Genomic DNA, 18337 nt, shown 5'->3' on the forward strand with positions numbered 1-18337 from the left:
TCAAGCCTCTTTACGGGCGCTGAAGAACGCCGCTTCGCTGACAATTCGGTTAACCAGGCGGCCTACGCCTTCGACTTCCACAATCACTTCATCGCCCGGCACGACGTCCGCCAGGCCTTCGGGCGTGCCGGTGGCGATCATGTCGCCGGGTTGCAGGGTCATGAAGCTGGACAGGTATTCGATCAGGTAGGGAATGTCGAAAATCATGTCCCTGGTGCTGCCTTCCTGGCGCAACTCGCCGTTGATCCAGGTGCGCAGTTTCAGGTTGCTCGGGTCCGGCACATCGGCCACATCGACGATCCATGGGCCGACGGGCGTGGTGGCGTCGCGGTTTTTCACGCGCAGGTTGGGCCGGTAGTAGTTTTCCAGGTAGTCGCGAATCGCGTAGTCGTTGCACACCGTGTAGCCCGCCAGGTAATCCAGGGCGTCTTCGCGCTTGACGTTGCGCGCCGGCTTGCCGATGACGGCCACCAGCTCGCACTCGTAGTGCATGTAGGCGACGTTATCCGGGCGCCAGGTCACCTGGTTGTGGCCGGTGTAGGTGCCCACGGACTTGATGAAGGCCAGGGGTTCGGTCGGCGGCTTGAACGCCAGTTCAGCGGCGTGGTCGGCATAGTTCAGGCCCAGGGCGAACATGCTGCCGGTGGCCGGTGGCAGCCATTGCACCTGGTCTTCGGCCAGCAGGCGGCCGTCGGCCAGGCGCACGGCGTTTTCAGCTTCGACCTGTACCGAATGGACTTCACCTTCAAAGCGAATACGGGCGTGTTTCATGGGAGCTCCTCTGCCTTGATGTGGTTGACCAGGCGGCCGAGGCCACTGATCTCGACCTCCACGGTGTCGCCTGGCTGCACATCCACCCGGCCTTCGGGCGTGCCGGTGATCAGCACATCGCCCGCGTGCAGGGTCATGAATTCGCTGATCTCGGCGATCAGCAATGGAATATTGCGCACGAAGTTGGCCGTGGTGTTGTGCTGGCGAACCTCGCCGTTGACGTACAGCGTGATCGCGAGATTGTGCGGGTTCGACACCTGTGCGGTGGGTATCAGCTCGGGCCCGATGGCGCAGAACCCATCGCGGCATTTGGCTTTGACGGCGGGGCGGTAGTAGCTGTCTTCCGGCAGGCTGAACTCATTGACGAGGGTGTAGCCGGCCACGTAGTCGAGGGCTTCGGCCGCGCTGACGCGACTGGCGCTCTTGCCCATCACCACCCCCAATGCCGGCCCAGGCTGCAGGCGCTCGCCCTGGCCGGGATGCACCACCTCGGCGCCGTGCTGGTTGCGGGTGTTGGGCGTCTTGATGAACAGCACCGGCTTGACCGGCGGTTTCTGGTACGGCGGCTGTTCGAATTCGGCGAGGCGCTGCTTGAGCAACCCCTGGTAGTTCAGCGCGACACCGAAAAGGGTGCCGGTCGCGATGTCATGCAAGGCACGGCTCATGGGTTCTCCTGGCAGGGCCATGGCGGCCTTGCATTTAGTTAATGTGTTAACAGTTATAATTAAGATGTTAACTATCGTCAAGGGTGTAGACTGTCCACGGGGTGCTTGCAGGGTGAGCACCGCTGCATCAGGGCAATCACAATAAAAACGAGTAGCGTGCGATGAGCGACCGTCAACCCATCCCGAACATCAACATTGGCCAGGTGTACGACCAGCGCTACAGCGACGCCGAAGTCCATTACGACAAGCTGGCCAACCTGGCGGATTTCTTCGGGCGCAACATGCCCGTTCACCGGCATGACCGGTTCTTCCAGGTTCACTACGTAAAAAGCGGCACCGTGCGCGTGTACCTGGACGACCAGCAATACGTCGAGTCCGGGCCGATGTTCTTCCTCACGCCACCCACGGTGCCGCACTCGTTTGTGACCGAAGCCGACAGTGACGGGCATGTGCTGACGGTGCGTCAGCAACTGGTGTGGCAACTGATCGAAGCCGACGCCAGCCTGGCGCCGGCCGGTGTGCAATTGCCGGCCGCGTGTGTCGCCCTGACGCAGTTGGCGCCGCAATACGCGGGCGATATCCGCCGCCTGGATTATCTGTTCGAGGAACTGCGCGAAGAGGTAAAAGCCCAGCGTTCCGGGCGCAGCGCAGCTCTGGACAGCCTGACGCGGTTGATCATGATCAGCCTGTTGCGGCTGTGTTCGAACTCGTTGAAAGCCACGCCCGCCCGTCACGAAGACTTGAAAATCTTCCACCGCTTCAACGAGCTGATCGAAGCGCACTACCAGCAACACTGGCCGTTGTCGCGGTATGCCCAGGGCATTGGGGTGACAGAAGCACGGCTCAATGATGTGTGCCGGCGCATTGCCGACTTGCCGTCCAAGCGCCTGATCCTGGAGCGCCTGATGCAGGAAGCCAAGCGCCTGCTGCTGTTTACCGGCAGCTCGGCCAACGAGATCTGCTATCAGCTGGGGTTCAAGGACCCGGCCTATTTCAGTCGTTTTTTCCAGCGTTACGCCCAGCTCACTCCGGGGGAGTACCGCCAGCGCCAATCGGGATTGCGTTGAGCCAGGCATAAGGGAGGTCTTGTTGATCTTGTGCGGATCATCATGAGCATCGCCGCGGTGCAACAGAATGGCTTTTACGCCGAACCGATTGTACTTTTCACAGCCCCCAGGCTGCTTGCAGCGGTTGGCCGGCGACACTAAGCTGCCGACTCGCCCATCCAATTGGTGCCGATATGGCCAACCCCAGACCTTCGCTGACCCTGACCCTGCTGCAAGCCCGTGAAGCCGCAATGGCGTTCTTCCGCCCGGCACTGAACAAGCATGCCCTGACCGAGCAACAGTGGCGGGTCATTCGGATCCTGCGCCAGCAGGGCGAACTCGAAAGCCACCAGCTCGCCCAGCAGGCCTGCATCCTGAAACCGAGCATGACCGGAGTGTTGACGCGCCTGGAGCGCGACGGCCTGGTGCGCCGGCAGAAGTCCAGCCAGGATCAGCGCCGGGTGTTCGTGGGCCTCACCGAGCGCGGCCAGCAGTGTTTCGTCTCCATGAGCGAGGGCATGGAAAGCAACTACCAGAAAATCGAAGCGCAGTTTGGCGCGGAGAAAATGCAGCAGTTGCTGGACTTGCTCAATGAGCTGAAAAACATCAAGCCTTGAAGGTGAAAAAATTCATTAACAGGTGAACGTATTTGCCCGAGGCTGGCATCGCCGGCGCACATCCTCACTATCCATTTTCGGCACACATGCACGCGCTGCCCCGGGTTCGGAATGGAACTTGCGTGCGATACGACCTGTAAGCCTTGCAACTGAAAAAGGTTAGGTCAATGAACAATAATAATGTGCAGATGCCTGCGGCCTCGGTGGTGCTTCCACCGGCGTTACCCCTCCAGCGTTTCCTGACCAGCGACATCGACGAGCACGCTCGCAATATGGGCGGCTGGCAGGTTCGCTACGATCAGTTGTCACCTGGCTCCTTTGCCGGTGAGTTGCTGGAGTTCCGCTCGGACTGGATGCAACTGGTGCGCGACCGCTCTAATCAGGCCATGGTCAAGAGTGGTGTGGCCTGGAAAGGTGCGATCACCTTCAGCATTCCCTTGAGTGCCGACGGCCCGGTGTATTGCTCGGGGCATCCGATCCACGAGCCCAGCCTGTTGGTGGCCCACGGTGAAAACCTGCCCGAGCTGCACACTCCACAGCACTTGGACCTGCTCGGCGTGGCCATCGAAGAGCACGCCCTGGAACATGTGCTGGAGTGCCAGGGCATTCAGTTTCGAATTACCGATCTTCCCAGGTGTTACCGCTTGGGTGATTCATCCGTGCAACGTGACCTCGCGGCGTTGTTCGACGAGCTGGCGGGCTGCGATGCCGTGCTCGGGCATGACTCGATCCGCCGCGGCATCCGCGATGCGGTGATGCTGCATATGCTGGAGTTGATCGCCCCGGACCAGGCGCCACCCCTCAACCCCACGGCGCGCAAAAGGATGGTCGATCGCGCCCGCGAATATGCATTGAGTCACCTCGACGAGCCGCTGTCGATCCTCGACCTGTGCAACCACATCGGCGCCAGCCGGCGCAAACTCCAGTACTGTTTTCAGGAGACGCTGGGCATCAACCCGGTGGCCTATCTGCGGGCACTGCGCCTCAATGCGGTGCGCCGCGAACTGCGAACCAGCACCCAAGCCCACGGCGTACAGGAAGTGGCGGCGCGCTGGGGCTTCTGGCATTTGAGCCGGTTCGCAAGCGATTACCGCACCATGTTCGGCGAAAGCCCTTCCCAGACCCTGCGTCGCACGCAACTCTGCTGAAAACGGATAACCGCCGCACTCTGCGCGTTACTAGGATGGCCCACACCACTTGATGGGAGGGGCATTCGATGATTCACCACAATAATGCAAGCGCCACACGCATGACGCTGTTCACCCTGGGGCTGCTGGGTTGCTGCGCCAGTGTCCAGGCCACCGAGAACGGTGCGCCGACCACCGCTGTCGGTGTGTACGATTTCGGCGCGGGGATGATGCCGCCGGCCACGCCGTTCGGGACCGTGGGACTGCGCACGGCGTTTTACTCGGCCAATGTGCAGAAGGACCGTAACGGTCGCTCCGTCGACAACCACTTCTCACTGGATGTGTTGTCCATCGGCGTCGCCTACATGCGCATGACCGATCACACGGTGCTGGGCGCCAACTATGGTTTCGGGGTGGTGGTACCGTTCTTCAAGATGGACGCTTCCGTCAAGGTACCGACCCCGGCCGGCCCGCTGAGCCTGGAGGCCGATCCGTTTCGAATGGCCGACATGCAGTTTCTGCCGGTGATCCTGCAATGGAACCTGTCGCCGAACCTGTTTATCAACACGCAACTGCAGATCCAGGCGCCCACCGGTGACTACGACAAGAATCGTTTGATTTCCCCAGGGCTCAATCACTGGACGTTCTCGCCGATCGTCAACGCCACCTACATCACCGACAGTGGCTTCGAGGTTTCCTCAAGCGTTGAGGTGGACGTCAATACCCGCAACCCCGCGACCGACTACAAGAACGGTGTCGAATACCGCCACGAATTTGCCGTGGGCCAGCATGTAGGGCCGTGGACCCTGGGCCTGGGTGGTTACTACTACCGCCAGTTCAGCGATGACGACGCCCCGGGGCTGCAATCGGGCAACCGGGCGCGGGTGCTGGCTGTCGGGCCGGCCGTGAGTTACTTCAAGCCCGGCCTGCCGCCCATTTGGCTGCACGCCTACAAGGAAACCGATGCCCGCAACCGTGCCGAGGGTTACACCGTGGCACTGCGCATTTCTCAAAGTTTCTAAGGGGCTGGCCATGAACTCATCACATTCCGATTCCCCCTCGCCGCGGCAAGCCACCGGGCGCCGTGAAGGGCTGGTGCTGATGCTGGGCAGCAGCCTGACCATCATGGGCGCGGCCATGGTCGCGCCGATCCTGCCCAAGCTGGGCGCCGAGTTCGGTGCGCTGGAACCGCGCGCCGCCCTGCTGGTGCCCTTGGCGGTCACCGGGCCGGCACTCGCGATTGCGCTGTGCGCCCCCCTGGCCGGCTGGTTGGCCGACCGGGTCGGGCGCAAGGCGTTGCTGGTAATCGCCACGCTGTTGTATGCCGTGCTCGGGGCCATCCCGGCGCTGCTGGATAACTTGCCCGCCATCGTCGGTGTACGCCTGCTGTTCGGCGCGGCGGAGGCGGCGGTGATGACCTGTTGCGCGACGCTGATTGCCGACTATTGGCACGGCGAGGAACGGCTGCGCTACATCAATCGGCAAGTGGTCACCATCGGTTTGGTCGGCTCGCTGTTCTATGTCGTGGGCGGCGCGTTGGGCGAACACTCCTGGCGCCTGCCATTCCTGCTGTACCTGCTGCCACTGCTGTTGGTGCCGATGATGATCAAGGTGCTGTGGGAACCCGCCGCCGCCCGCCAGCCCGTCGAGGTGGCTGAACAGGGCAGGGTGGCCGTGCTGCCGTTGGTGCTCGGTTATCTGCTGATCCTCAGTGGGATGGTGCTGAGTTTTATCGTGCCGATCCAGGCGCCGGTTTTACTCGTCAGCCTCGGCATCACTTCAAGCACGATGATCGGGCTGTCGGCGGGGGGCAGTCTGCTGGCGACCCTGGGCGGTTCGTTAGCCTGGCCGCTGCTGCGCCGGCGCATCGGTATCCCCGGTTGCAATGCGCTGTTGCTGAGCCTGCTGGGCCTGGGGTTGTGGCTGCTGATGCGCGCACCGAGCTACAGCATGGTGCTGGTGGCCGTGCTGATCCATGGCCTGGGCGCCGGGCTGCTGGTGCCCAACGCGATGGCGCCGGTGATGAATGCCCTGAGCGCGAAAACCCGCGGGCGCGGCTTGGGTGGGTTCACGGCGTTTCTGTATTTCGGTCAATTTGTCAGCCCGCTGGTGGTGGCCGTGCTCAGCGTTTACTCGGGTGACGTGCGTCGTTCAATCCTGTGGCTGGCCTGTGCCAGTTTTGCCTCGGCCCTGGCCTGGGCACTGGCAGGCCTGCAAGCACGGCGCAAAGCGCTGACCCAGGCATTCGGATCAAGTCATTCGTAATCAAGAGGAGATAGGCATGGACATCCACAACCTGCTGGACAGCGAAGACGCCACCGGTTTGGCCGAATGGGTCAGGCGCGGTGAGGTGCAGCCCGGCGAGCTGCTGGAAGCGGTGATCGAGCGTATCGAACGGGTCGAACCGCAGCTGAATGCGGTGGCCGAGCGGCTTTACGATTCGGCCCGCCAGTCGGTACGCGCGTCGCGCCCCGGCCCCGGTGTGTTTGCCGGGGTACCGACCCTGATCAAGGATCTGTTTTCGCCGGTCAACGGCGCGGCGATGACCCATGGCTCGCAGGCGTTGGGAGGCGCTCGCGCTGACTTTGACGCCGAACACGTAAGCCGTATCCGCCGTGCCGGGTGCGTGATTGTCGGTACCAGCACCTCACCCGAATTCGGCACCTCGTATTCCACCGAGTCGAACCGCTTTGGCGCCACGCGCAACCCCTGGAATATCGGTCACAGTGCCGGCGGTTCCAGCGGCGGCGCGGCAGCCTTGGTGGCGGCGCGCGTCGTACCGTTTGCCCATGGCAACGATGGCGGCGGTTCCTTGCGTGTGCCGGCGTCCTGCTGTGGGGTGTTCGGCCTCAAGCCCAGCCGTGGGCTGTTGCCTTCCGGGCCGATGATCGGCGAGGGCTGGGCCGGGATGGGCAGCCCCCATGCGATTACCTTGTCGGTACGTGACAGCGCCGCGCTGCTGGATGCCACGGCCGGGATCGACCTGGGCGCACCTTATGCCGCGCCGCTGCAGGCGCAGCCCTATGTCACCGCGCTGCAGCAGGACCCTCGGCCGCTGCGGATCGCCCTGGTCGAGCAGCTCGGGCCTTGGCCGACCTCCGGCGAAAGTGCGCAAGCCGTACGCCAGGCCGCCAGGTTGTGTGAATCCCTGGGCCACCGCGTTGAACCGGTCAACTTGCCGGTGGCGCTGCCGGCGTTTCTCGATCAGGTCTTCACCATCATCGGTGCAAGCACGCGTCACTACGTCGATGTGTTGGGGCAGATGCGCGGTTCCGCCGTACAGCCTGAGGAGCTGGAAGCCCGCACCCGCATTATCCTGCGCTGCAAAGGGGCCGTCAGCGGTGCGCAGTACGCCGGTGCCGTGGAATGGATTCATGCCTTGGGCCGGCAGTTGGCGGTGTTCATGCAGGATTACGACCTGATCCTCACGCCGACCCTGGCCCGCGAGCCGGTGCCGATCGGGGAGCTGGACCTGCAAGACGACCGCTTGAGCCTGGAGGAACTGATCGAACGGTTCCACAGCTACTCACCGTTCACGGCGCTGTTCAATGCCAGCGGGCAACCGGCGATGTCGGTACCGTTGTACTGGAGCGCTGCCGGCCTGCCGATGGGCGCCCACTTCGCCGCGCGCTTTGGCGAAGAAAGTACCCTGCTGGCCCTTGCGGGGCAGTTGGAGCGGGCCCAGCCCTGGCGCGGTCGGGTTCCGCCGGTCAACGCCTGTCGGTTGTGAGCGTCTGAGGGCTTCTGCATCGGGCGGGTGGACCGACCTGCCTGATGCAAAACGCCTTCTGGTCATTCAGCCGCGAATCGCTGCCTTTTTATCCGGTACATATCACCGTCCGCATGGCTGAGCAGGGTATCGGCATCTTCCCCGTCCTGGGGATAAACCGCCACGCCGATGCTGCAGGACGGCATCTTCACCCCACCAAACTCGGGCCCCAGCGGCTCGGCCATGACCGCGAGTATCTGCACCACCCTGACAGAAATAGCCTCCCGCGACGGGATGTCGGTCAACAGCACCGTGAACTCATCACCGCCCATCCGCGCCACCAGGTCGCTGTCGAGTACGCAGCGTTCCAGGCGTCGGGCGATCGCACACAGCACGCGATCGCCCATGGCATGGCCATGCACATCGTTGATGCCCTTGAAGTCATTGATGTCCAGGAACAGCAACGCCAGGCCGCGGTTGTGGGACTGGGCACTGTGCAGGGCCTGGTCCAGCCGATCATTGAACAGTGAGCGGTTGGTCAGGCCCGTCAGCGGATCATGGTGGGCAAGGAAGCGCAGTTCTTCTTCGGCCTGGGTGAGCGCCGTCACGTCCCGTGCGACGCCGATGCGCGCGCCCACCTCTTTGGACCAGAAGGCCGCCCACAGGATGTGCACCACGCTGCCGTCCTTGCGTAGATAGCGGTTGCGGAAGTCGACATGGGAGTGGCCATTCATGACCCGCACAATCGAGGCCCGAGTGCGCGCCAGGTCTTCCGGGTGCATGTAGTGGGTGATCAGGGTGCCGACCAGTTCGTCGGCACGGTAGCCGAGCAGGGCCTCGCAGCCATCGCTGACGAAGACAATCTGGCTGTCGCCGTCGACGACAAATACCGTATCCAGCATCAGGTGGATCAGTTTCGGGTACAGCGCTTGCAGGTCAACGGGCATGGGGCATCGGGCGTCCGGTTCATATCGGTCGATCATAGCCCGATCATGAGCTGGGGCGTCGAGCAATCCTGCACATTTTTTAGTCCGCTCGGCAGTTGCCGAGGGCGGTCTGGCAGGGGCTTTTCGCGTTGTGGGACGCGCTGGGAGCCACAGGGAGAGTTGTCGTACAACCGAATGCGCTATGATGCGCGTTCCTCCGCCAACCGAGATACCCGTTCTTGATGGACAACCCGAACGTCCAGCCCACCGTTCGCCGCCGGCACCGCAGCCTGGCCGAAGAACTGGTCACCGAGCTTTCCCGGCGCATCTGTTCCGGTGAGCTGCCGCGTGCCACCAAGCTGCCCACCGAATCCGAAGTGATGGCCGAACATGGGGTGAGCCGCACGGTGGTGCGCGAGGCCATTTCGCGCCTGCAGGCCTCGGGCCTGGTGGAAACCCGGCACGGCGTCGGCACCTTTGTGAAGGATATCCCGAGCCCCAGCGGGTTTCGCATCGACCCGGACAGCATCGTGACCTTGCAGGATGTGCTGGCCGTGCTGGAGTTGCGCATCAGCCTGGAGGTGGAGGCTGCCGGCCTGGCGTGCGTGGGGCGGACCGACGAGCAATTGCAGGTGATGCGCGACTCGCTGGATGCGCTCAACTCGCGGGCGGTGAGTGCCGACTACGCGGTGTCGGCAGACTTTCAGTTCCACCAGCAAATCGCGTTGGCCACGGGCAATCGTTACTTCACCGACATCATGTTGCACCTGGGGCTCAACATCCTGCCGCGTACACGCCTGCACTCCAAACGCCTGGCCAACGCCAACAAGGAGCCCTTCCTGGAGCGCTTGAGCCGTGAGCATGAGGACATCTACAAAGCCATCCTGCGCCGTGACGCCGATGCGGCTCGGGCGGCGATGCGCCTGCACCTGTCCAACAGTCGCGAGCGTATGCGTCGGGCCTATGAAGCCGCCGCCGCCGAGTTGTCGAACGGCCCGGCCGCGGTGAACGCGCCGCCCTGAAGCCGGCTGCCCGGTTCATCGGCCGGCGCTGGCGGTTGTTGCTCGACCTTGGCGCGAAACGCTTCCGAACTGTCCTTGGGCGCAAAGCCCAGGTGCTCGGTGTGCCGGGTGCTCCACCAGCGATCGCGATTGGCCGAGACGCCATACACCACACTGTGTCCCACATCCTTGGCCAGCAGGGCGCGCGCCACCAGGTGGTCCAGGTCGGTGTAGCTCAGCCAGGTCGACAGCATCCGCCGGTTGCGCGGCTCGGGGAACGACGAGCCGATGCGCAAGCTCACGGTTTCAATCCCATAGCGATGAAAGTAGAACGCCGCCAGGTCTTCGCCGTAGGCCTTGGAGAGGGCGTAGTAGCCATCCGGACGGCGCGGTGAGTGCACGTCCAGTTCAACGTCCTGGGGATAGAAACCGGTGACGTGGTTGGAGCTGGCAAACACAATCCGCTTGACCCCCCGCTGTCGCGCCGCCTCATAAATGTGGAATGTGCCGCGAATATTGGCGTCGAGAATCTCCTCGAACGGCCGCTCCACGGAAATCCCGCCCAGGTGAACGATGGCGTCGACGCCGTTGACCAGCGCCGCCACGGCGGCCTTGTCGGCCAGGTTGCAGGTGATCACCTCGTCGTGCTCTCCACGGCTGGGGGCCATGGGGCTGATGTCCGATGCGCGGACGATGTCGGCATGGGCCTGCAAGGTGTTCCGCAGGATTTGCCCCAGGCCGCCGGCAGCGCCGGTGAGCAAGATGCGCGTGAAGGGTTTGGGTGGTGTGGTCATGGTCAGGTCTTCCATTGAAAGCTGAATGCAGGTGGCTTGCCTGTCGAGCGATGCGCACTCGCCAGGCAAGTCGTGGGGGCTTTACATGAAGTTGTACTGGATGCCCAGGCGCCACCGCGCCTGGCGGTCTTCGGACGTGGCGTTGACCTTCACATCACCAATCTCCATGAACGGGGCCCATTCCTTGTTGAGCTTGTATTTGACGATCAGGTTCTGTTCGTAATCGCTCTTCTTGTTGTCGTAGCGGATGTAGTCAGTCTTGAAGTAGATGAACTGATATTCATACGCCCACTTACTGGCCGGCGTGTAGCCGAGCCAGCCCTCGAAACGATGGGTGGTCTGGTCATCCTTGATGTGGTCGGGCAAGTCCTCGTTGACCTGGTCGCGGTCCAGCTTCTTGGCGTCCAGGCGATAGCGCGTGGCGGCGTAGAAGGCGTCGTTGATCTTGTAGTTGTACTTGAGGCCGAACTTGTAGGTGGTCGAGTCTTTCGAGCTGTCCATCTGGAACGCCGGGGTCAACGTCGATTGCGCGCTGAGTTTGTAGTTGTAGCTCACGGTGAACTCGTGCCCGTTGTTGACCATGTTGTCGTAGGCGACGTCTTCACGGTCTCCGGCGGTGCGGTATTTCATTTCCGCTTCAAATCCCAGGCCACTGTCCAGGCGGTAGTTGAGCTTGATTCGGTCAGCGTGGGCGCTGTCCTCCTCGGTGAACTGGTGGCGGTAGTTGATGCTGGCAGAGTCAGCGCTGACATACAGCGGCAGGCCGAGGGTCAGGGCAGTAACGAGCGTGCGTAGGGTGGTGTTCATACGGTCTTCTTTTTTGTTTTTGTTAGGGTCGTTTGACGGTTGCTACGGCAGTGGGTTGTTGCGTATGGCTCTCATCTAATCTGCCGATATACGTTATCGTACGACAAGATGACTCGTCTATGGGTTATCGATGGTTTTGAAACATCTCGAAATATATGCGCCCAGTGAATAGGGCTTTACAGCAATCCATGTTATTCCTTGGTTGTCTTTAAAAATAAGGGTTTTGTCGGGATTTATTGAAAATGCATGCAGAAGAGGGGCGGGTTATTGGGTCTTTTCAAGTGTTGTACGATGACCTATGATCGATCGCAACAGACGACACTCCCGTCACAAATCCAATAAGAAGGCTTACGACGTCCATGAGAATCACAGCAGTCAACGTCCAGGTATTTTCCTACCCGACCCGCCGCGCAGTGGACAGTGCCGGCCATGCGCACCCCGGTGATGTCACCCAGGCGCAGATGGCTTTGCTGCGCATCCAGACCGAAGACGGCCACGAGGGTTATGCCTTCGGCGCCCCTGAACTGATTCGCCCGTATGTACTGGATGGTTTCGTGCGCAAAGTGCTGGTGGGGCAGAACGCTTTCGATCGCGAAAAGATCTGGCACGACCTCGCGCACTGGCAGCGCGGCAGTGCCAGCCAGTTGACCGACCGCGCCCTGGCGCTGGTGGAGCAGGCCCTGTGGGATTGGGCCGGGCGCAAGCTGGGTGTGCCGGTGCACAAGTTGATTGGCGGTTTCCGCGACAAGGTGCCGGCCTACGGCTCCACCATGTGTGGCGACGAACTGCCCGGTGGCCTGGCCACCCCTGAAGACTACGGGCGTTTTGCCGAGACCCTGGTGCAACGCGGCTACAAGGCCATCAAGCTGCACACCTGGATGCCGCCGGTGTCCTTCGCCCCGAGCCCGCGCATCGACGTGCAGGCTTGTGCGGCGGTACGCGAAGCGGTCGGCCCGGACATCGCCCTGATGCTCGACGGTTATCACTGGTACAGCCGCACCGAAGCGCTGTACATCGGGCGTGAGCTGGAGAAGCTCGACTTCGCCTGGTTCGAAGAGCCGATGATGGAAGAGTCCGCCGAGTCCTATGCCTGGCTGGCGGGGCAGTTGGACATTCCGGTGCTGGGCCCGGAAACCCTGTCCGGCAAACACCTCGCCCGTGCCAGTTGGGTCAAGCACGATGTGTGCGATATCTTGCGCGCCGGTGTGGCGGGCGTCGGCGGCATTGCGCCGTGCCTGAAGGTTGCGCACCTGGCTGAATCCTTCGGCATGGATTGCGAGATTCATGGCAACGGTGCGGCCAACCTGGCCGTGGTCGGCGCGATCAAGAACTGCACCTGGTATGAGCGTGGCCTGTTGCACCCGTACCTGGATTACGACGAAGTACCGGCCTACCTCAAGCGTCTGGTAGACCCGATGGACAACGACGGTTTTGTGCACCTGTCCGACTTGCCGGGCCTGGGTGAAGACATCGATTTCAACTTCATCGAGACCCATACGCTTAAAAGCTTCTGACGTGTACAGGGTCAGCCCGGCATCCGTCGGGCTGATCAAGAGCCCTATAAATATAAAAAAGGCACTCTTGTTATGAGCATTTTCCCTTCGCTGTGGGCGCGGGTGTTCGTCGCCGCGCTGGCTGTCACCGCTGTACCTGCAAGCTTCGCAAAAACCCCGGCCGATCAATTGATCGTCGGCATGAGCATGATCAACCTGCTGTCCCTCGACCCGGCGGCGGCCACCGGCCTGGATGTGTCGGAGATCAACGCCAACCTCTATGACATGTTGCTGGTGCAGGACGTCGCCCAGCCGGATCGCCTGGTACCGGCGCTGGCCGAGCGCTGGCAGGTCAGTGATGACCGCAAGACCCTGACCTTCAACCTGCGCACCGGCGTGAAATTCCAGTCCGGCAATGACCTGAGTGCCGAAGACGTTGCCTGGTCGTTGCAGCGCGTGCTCAAGCTCAACCTCGCACTGGCCTCCACCTGGAAGGCCTACGGCTTTACCGCCGAGAACGTCGAGCGCTACATGCGTGCCACGGATGCCTCGACCTTCCTGATCGAGCTGCCCCGGCCCACCGACCCGCTGCTGGTGCTCAACACCCTGGCGACCTCGCCGAGCGCCTTTGTCCTCGATCGCAAGAAAGTCCTCGAACACCAGAAGAACAACGACATGGGCGCCGCCTGGCTGGTGACTCACGCCGCCGGCAGCGGTGCGTTCGTGCTCAATGACTGGCGCGCCAACGACGTGATCCTGATGAGCCGTTTCGACGGGTACTGGGGCGGCCCGGCCAAGCTCAAGCGCATCGTCATGCGCAACATGACCGAGTCGCAGTCGTTGCGCCTGATGATCGAGCGCGGCGACCTGGACATCGCCAAAGGCATGTCCGCGCCGGACATCGAAGCCCTGCAGAAAAGCGCCAAGGTCCGCACCCAGACCTTGCAGCGCGGCACCCTGTACTACGTCGCCCTGAGTGTGAAGCAACCGATGTTTGCCGATGCGCGCGTGCGCAAGGCCGTGCGTGCGCTGATCGATTACCAGGGCATCAACCAGACCGTCATGCCCCATTACGGCGTGATCAATCAACGGCCGCTGCCCCTGGGCCTGGCCGCGCGCCTGCCGGATCCCGGCTACACGCTCAACGTCGAGCAGGCCAAGGCCTGGCTGGCCGAGGCCGGTTACCCGAACGGTTTCAAGACCACCATTCGCGTGCTCGCCGAACCGCCGTTTATCAACATTGCCTCCAACCTGCAGTCGACCCTGGCCCAGGCCGGTATCGACGCCAGCATCATCACCGGCACGGGCAACCAGATCTATGGCGCAATGCGTGAGCGCAGCTTCGACATCATCGTCGGCCGCGGCGGTGGCGGGGCCGAACGGCATCCGCACTCCAGCCTGCGTACGCTGGTGTACAACCCGGATAACCGCGATGAGGCCAAGCTCACCAACTTCCAGGGCTGGCGCACATCCTTCTACAGCCCCGAGCTGAACCAGCTGATCGAGCGCGCGGAAGTCGAGCCTGACACAGGCAAGCAACTGGCCCAATACCGCGACATCCAGGAGCAGGTCGACCGGCAGGTCGGGGCCATTTTGCCGGTCTCGCAAATGACCGACACCGTGGTGGTGTACGAAGACGTGGCCGACTTCCAGGGCCATACCGCCGCGACCACGCGCTACAAAGACGTCTACAAGAAGCGCTGACCGATTATCAGGAGCTCACTATGTTTGTTATGACTGCCTCTGTCATGGGCGCTCGCGCGTCCAACACGGCCCGGCGCGCGGGTACGGTGCTGGTGACCTTGCTCGGCCTGCTGGCCCTGACGTTCATCATCGGCCGGGTCATGCCGCTCGACCCCGTGCTGGCGGTAGTCGGGCCGGATGCCGACAGTTCCACCTATGATCAGGTGTACCGGTCGATGGGCCTGGACAAGCCGATCTGGACCCAATTCGGTCTTTACCTCAATGACCTGCTCCACGGTGACTTCGGCAATGCGCTGTTGACCGGCCACCCGGTACTGGACGATATCCTGCGCGTCTTTCCCGCGACGATTGAACTGGCCACCCTGGCGATTCTGTTCGGCGTGCTGATCGGTTTGCCCCTGGGCGTCTGTGCCGCCAGCAACCAGGGGCGCCTCGGCGATCACGTGGCGCGGGTGATCACCTTGTTCGGCTACTCCACGCCGATTTTCTGGCTGGGCATGATGGGGTTGCTGGTGTTCTACGCCTGGCTCGGCTGGGCCGGTGGAGCGGGGCGCATCGACCTGGCCTATGACGGCATGGTGCCCGAGGTCACCGGCCTGCTGCTGATCGACTCGACCCTGGCACGTGACTGGGAGGCCTTCGCCAGCGCCCTGCGCCACATCGTGTTGCCGGCGCTGATCCTCGGCCTGAACTCGGTGGCGTATATCAGCCGCATGACCCGCAGCTTCATGCTCGAGCAGCTGTCCCAGGAGTACATCATCACCGCGCGGGTCAAGGGCCTGTCCCGGCGCCAGGTGGTGTGGGGGCATGCGTTTCGCAACATCCTCGTGCAGTTGCTGACGGTGGTTGCGCTGGCCTACGGCTCGTTGCTGGAGGGCGCGGTGCTGATCGAAACCGTGTTTGCCTGGCCGGGGTTCGGCCAGTACCTGACCAGCAGCCTGATGCTCGGCGACATGAACGCGGTGATGGGCTGCGTGTTGGTGATCGGCTTGATTTTCGTCGCGCTCAACCTGATCAGCGACGCCTTGTACAAGGTGTTCGACCCCCGTACCCGTTAACGCACTGCGCCGTACCGATAAAACTATAAAAAGAAGGAATTTTGCATGAAGACGGTATTTTCAACACTGCACCTTGGCCTGTTGACGGCGATGCTCGCCCTTGGGCCGATGACAACGGCCAGCGCCAAGACCCCCGCCGATCAATTGATCGTCGGCATGAGCATGGTCAACCTGTTCTCCATCGACCCGGCCAATGCGCCTGGCCTGGATGCCTCCGGCGTCAACGCCAACCTCTACGACACCCTGATCAAGCGTGACCGGGGCAACCCGGAAAAACACCTGCCGCAATTGGCCGAGCGCTGGGACATCAGCGAAGACGGCAAGCAGGTGACCTTTCATCTGCGCCAGGATGTGAAATTCCATTCGGGCAACCCGCTGACCGCCGAGGACGTGGCGTGGTCGCTGTACCGGGTGATGAAGCTCAATTTCGGCCTGGCCACCACCTGGAAGGCCTACGGCTACAGCGTCGAGAATATCCAATCGCTGATCCGCGCCACGGACGCCCACACCCTGGTCGTCGACCTGCCGCAGACCATGGACCCGCTGCTGCTGGTGGACTCCTTGGCGATCTCGCCGAGCGCCGTGGTAGTGGACCGCAAGACCGCCCTGGCCCATGAGAAAAACGGCGACCTCGGCGCCGGCTGGCTGGTGACGAACGAGGCGGGCAGTGGTCCCTTCGTGCTGACCAAATGGAGCGCCAACGATTCGCTGCTGCTGACCCGTTTCGACGGCTACTGGGGCGGCGCGGCGAAGCTCAAGCGCGTGGTGGTGCGGCACATGACCGAATCCCAATCCTTGCGCCTGATGCTCGAACGCGGCGACCTCGACCTGGCCTACGGCATGGCGGCGCCGGACATTCGCGCCATCGACGGCTCGGACAAGATCCAAGTGCAGTCATTGCCACGCGGCACTATGTACTACGTGGCGATGAGCATGAAGCAACCCGAGTTTGCCAAGACTCAGGTGCGTGAAGCCGTGCGCAACCTGATCGACTACAAGGGCCTGGATGAACAGGTGATGCCGTATTACGGCAAGCTCAATCAGCAGCCGATGCAGTTGGGGCTGGAAGCGCGCTTGCCGGATCCGGGTTATCACATGGACGTGGCCAAGGCGAAAAAGCTGCTGGCCGAGGCGGGTTACCCCGACGGTTTCAACACCACCATTCGTACATTGTCGGAGCCGCCGTTCATTGACATCGCCGCGCGCCTGCAAGCGACCCTGGCCGAAGGCGGGATCAAGGCCAGCATCGTCACCGGCACCGGCAACCAGGTCTACGGCGCCATGCGCGCGCGCAATTTCGAGATCATCGTGGCCCGTGGCGCCGAGCGCTATCCCCATCCGTATTTCAGCCTGCGCACCTTCGCCTACAACCCCGACAACAGCGATGACGCCGGCTTGCCGAACTTCCAGGGCTGGCGCGCTTCGTTCTTCAATCCGCAGCTCAACAGCCTGATCGACCAGGCGGGCGTGACGCGCGATTCGGCACAGCGGGTCAGCCTGTATCACCAGGCGCAGACGCTCTATGACCAGCAGGTGGGGCCGATCCTGATGATCTCGCAGATGACCGACACCGTGGTCAGCGCTGCCGACGTCAAGGGTTTCAGTGGTGACGATGCCGAGGCCACCCGCTACCTGGGTGTCTACAAGCAGCGTTGAGTGGGGCTGCGGCCCTTCAGAATTCACACAGAGAAGATGCTTATGAATGCCAATCTGTCTTCCATCGACACGGCGGCGAAGCGGCCGGTGGATCGCTCGCCGGGCTCCAGTTTCGATGCCTTCTGCAAGAGCGGCCTGCGGGTGCTGCGTCACCTGTTGCGCAACCCCATGACCCTGGCGGGCCTGCTGGTTGCGCTGCTCTTGGTGGTGGTCGCGGCCTTTGCGCCGTGGATCGCCACCCACGACCCGGTCGCGCAAAACCTCGCCACAGCCTTGCAGGCGCCGGGCTCGGCGCACTGGTTCGGCACCGACGAATACGGTCGGGATATTTTCAGTCGGCTGGTCTATGGCTCGCGGATCACGCTGTACATCATTGCCCTGGTAACCGTGATCGTCGGTCCCATCGGGCTGTTTATCGGCACCGTCTCGGGCTACTTCGGCGGGGCGGTCGACACCGTGTTCATGCGCCTGACCGATATCTTTATTTCCTTCCCCAGCCTGGTCCTGGCGCTGGCCTTTATCGCCGCCCTGGGCCCTGGCCTGGAGCATGCGGTGGTGGCGATTGCCTTGACCTCATGGCCACCGATTGCGCGGCTCGCGCGGGCTGAAACCCTGTCCCTGCGCAACGCCGACTTTGTCGTCGCCGTGGAACTGCAAGGCGCGTCGCCGGCGCGGATTATCCTGCGCCATATCGTGCCGATGTGCCTGTCCTCGGTGATCATCCGCCTGACCATGAACATGGCCGGGATCATCCTCACCGCCGCCGCGTTGGGCTTCCTCGGCCTGGGTGCCCAGGCGCCGCTGCCGGAGTGGGGCGCGATGATTTCCACCGGACGCCGCTACATGCTCGAGTGTTGGTGGCTGGTGGCGGTTCCCGGGGCGGCGATCATGTTGGTCAGCCTGGCCTTCAACCTGTTGGGCGATGGCCTGCGGGACATCCTTGATCCGCGCAGCGAATAATCG

The 18337-nt window shown here is 62.6% G+C and carries 17 protein-coding genes; 12 read left to right on the forward strand and 5 right to left on the reverse strand.

Features of this window, described 5'->3' with window-relative positions; translation table 11 throughout:
- Both J1N02_RS25640 and J1N02_RS25645 read right to left on the reverse strand, forming a co-directional pair.
- Positions 1 to 771 carry a fumarylacetoacetate hydrolase family protein gene (locus tag J1N02_RS25640; protein WP_027603494.1) on the reverse strand — a complete coding sequence of 257 codons (771 nt, stop codon included), beginning with the start codon at positions 769 to 771 and terminating at the stop codon, positions 1 to 3.
- Entirely contained in the window at positions 768 to 1436 is a 669-nt protein-coding gene (locus J1N02_RS25645) for a fumarylacetoacetate hydrolase family protein (protein ID WP_065939659.1), read from the reverse strand. The genes J1N02_RS25640 and J1N02_RS25645 overlap by 4 nt, the downstream gene beginning before the upstream one ends.
- 161 nt (positions 1437 to 1597) lie before the next feature.
- Here J1N02_RS25645 and hpaA point away from each other — a divergent pair, with 161 nt between their 5' ends.
- From hpaA to J1N02_RS25675, 6 genes are all read left to right on the forward strand, one after another.
- Entirely contained in the window at positions 1598 to 2503 is a 906-nt protein-coding gene (gene hpaA / locus J1N02_RS25650) for a 4-hydroxyphenylacetate catabolism regulatory protein HpaA (RefSeq protein WP_027603496.1), read from the forward strand.
- Positions 2504 to 2676: 173 nt separating this feature from the next.
- Positions 2677 to 3099 (forward strand): homoprotocatechuate degradation operon regulator HpaR, encoded by a 423-nt coding sequence (hpaR, locus tag J1N02_RS25655; RefSeq protein ID WP_027603497.1) that lies wholly within the window; start codon positions 2677 to 2679, stop codon positions 3097 to 3099.
- A 167-nt stretch (positions 3100 to 3266) separates the two neighbouring features.
- Entirely contained in the window at positions 3267 to 4247 is a 981-nt protein-coding gene (locus J1N02_RS25660) for a helix-turn-helix domain-containing protein (RefSeq protein ID WP_065939661.1), read from the forward strand.
- Between the two features lie 68 nt (positions 4248 to 4315).
- Positions 4316 to 5248, forward strand: a complete 933-nt coding sequence (locus tag J1N02_RS25665; RefSeq protein ID WP_175472343.1) for a SphA family protein — start codon at positions 4316 to 4318, stop codon at positions 5246 to 5248.
- Positions 5249 to 5258: 10 nt separating this feature from the next.
- Positions 5259 to 6491, forward strand: a complete 1233-nt coding sequence (locus J1N02_RS25670) for an MFS transporter (protein ID WP_098479849.1) — start codon at positions 5259 to 5261, stop codon at positions 6489 to 6491.
- A 16-nt stretch (positions 6492 to 6507) separates the two neighbouring features.
- Positions 6508 to 7956, forward strand: coding sequence for an amidase (locus J1N02_RS25675; RefSeq protein ID WP_092359642.1), 1449 nt, complete (start codon positions 6508 to 6510; stop codon positions 7954 to 7956).
- Between the two features lie 62 nt (positions 7957 to 8018).
- Here the strand turns inward: J1N02_RS25675 and J1N02_RS25680 are convergent, their stop codons facing one another.
- Positions 8019 to 8882 carry a diguanylate cyclase domain-containing protein gene (locus J1N02_RS25680; protein ID WP_421147962.1) on the reverse strand — a complete coding sequence of 288 codons (864 nt, stop codon included), beginning with the start codon at positions 8880 to 8882 and terminating at the stop codon, positions 8019 to 8021.
- Between the two features lie 221 nt (positions 8883 to 9103).
- Between J1N02_RS25680 and J1N02_RS25685 the strand changes: the two genes are divergently transcribed.
- Complete coding sequence (locus J1N02_RS25685; protein WP_027603503.1) at positions 9104 to 9883, forward strand: FadR/GntR family transcriptional regulator; 780 nt, start codon at positions 9104 to 9106, stop codon at positions 9881 to 9883.
- Here J1N02_RS25685 and J1N02_RS25690 read toward each other — a convergent pair.
- The gene (locus tag J1N02_RS25690; RefSeq protein WP_421147963.1) at positions 9823 to 10656 is read right to left on the reverse strand and encodes an NAD-dependent epimerase/dehydratase family protein; all 834 of its coding nucleotides are present in this window, start codon (positions 10654 to 10656) and stop codon (positions 9823 to 9825) included. The two genes, J1N02_RS25685 and J1N02_RS25690, sit on opposite strands and share 61 nt — an antisense overlap.
- 81 nt (positions 10657 to 10737) lie before the next feature.
- A complete protein-coding gene (locus tag J1N02_RS25695; RefSeq protein ID WP_092359640.1) occupies positions 10738 to 11463 on the reverse strand; it encodes an oligogalacturonate-specific porin KdgM family protein in 726 nt (241 codons plus the stop codon).
- Between the two features lie 359 nt (positions 11464 to 11822).
- Here J1N02_RS25695 and J1N02_RS25700 point away from each other — a divergent pair, with 359 nt between their 5' ends.
- From J1N02_RS25700 to J1N02_RS25720, 5 genes are all read left to right on the forward strand, one after another.
- Positions 11823 to 12977 (forward strand): mandelate racemase family protein, encoded by a 1155-nt coding sequence (locus tag J1N02_RS25700; RefSeq protein ID WP_421147964.1) that lies wholly within the window; start codon positions 11823 to 11825, stop codon positions 12975 to 12977.
- A 72-nt stretch (positions 12978 to 13049) separates the two neighbouring features.
- On the forward strand, positions 13050 to 14660 hold the full coding sequence (locus tag J1N02_RS25705; RefSeq protein ID WP_421147965.1) for an ABC transporter substrate-binding protein: 1611 nt from the start codon (positions 13050 to 13052) through the stop codon (positions 14658 to 14660).
- A 20-nt stretch (positions 14661 to 14680) separates the two neighbouring features.
- On the forward strand, positions 14681 to 15718 hold the full coding sequence (locus J1N02_RS25710; RefSeq protein WP_065923970.1) for an ABC transporter permease: 1038 nt from the start codon (positions 14681 to 14683) through the stop codon (positions 15716 to 15718).
- 45 nt (positions 15719 to 15763) lie between these two features.
- Positions 15764 to 17374: an ABC transporter substrate-binding protein gene (locus J1N02_RS25715; protein ID WP_421147966.1), complete on the forward strand. Its 1611-nt coding sequence runs from the start codon at positions 15764 to 15766 to the stop codon at positions 17372 to 17374.
- A 42-nt stretch (positions 17375 to 17416) separates the two neighbouring features.
- Positions 17417 to 18334, forward strand: coding sequence for an ABC transporter permease (locus tag J1N02_RS25720; protein WP_027603510.1), 918 nt, complete (start codon positions 17417 to 17419; stop codon positions 18332 to 18334).
- The last annotated feature ends 3 nt before the right edge of the window (positions 18335 to 18337 follow it).

The organism is Pseudomonas sp. NFX5 (genome assembly GCF_049132125.1).
Taxonomy (GTDB): Bacteria; Pseudomonadota; Gammaproteobacteria; order Pseudomonadales; family Pseudomonadaceae; genus Aquipseudomonas; species Aquipseudomonas marginalis.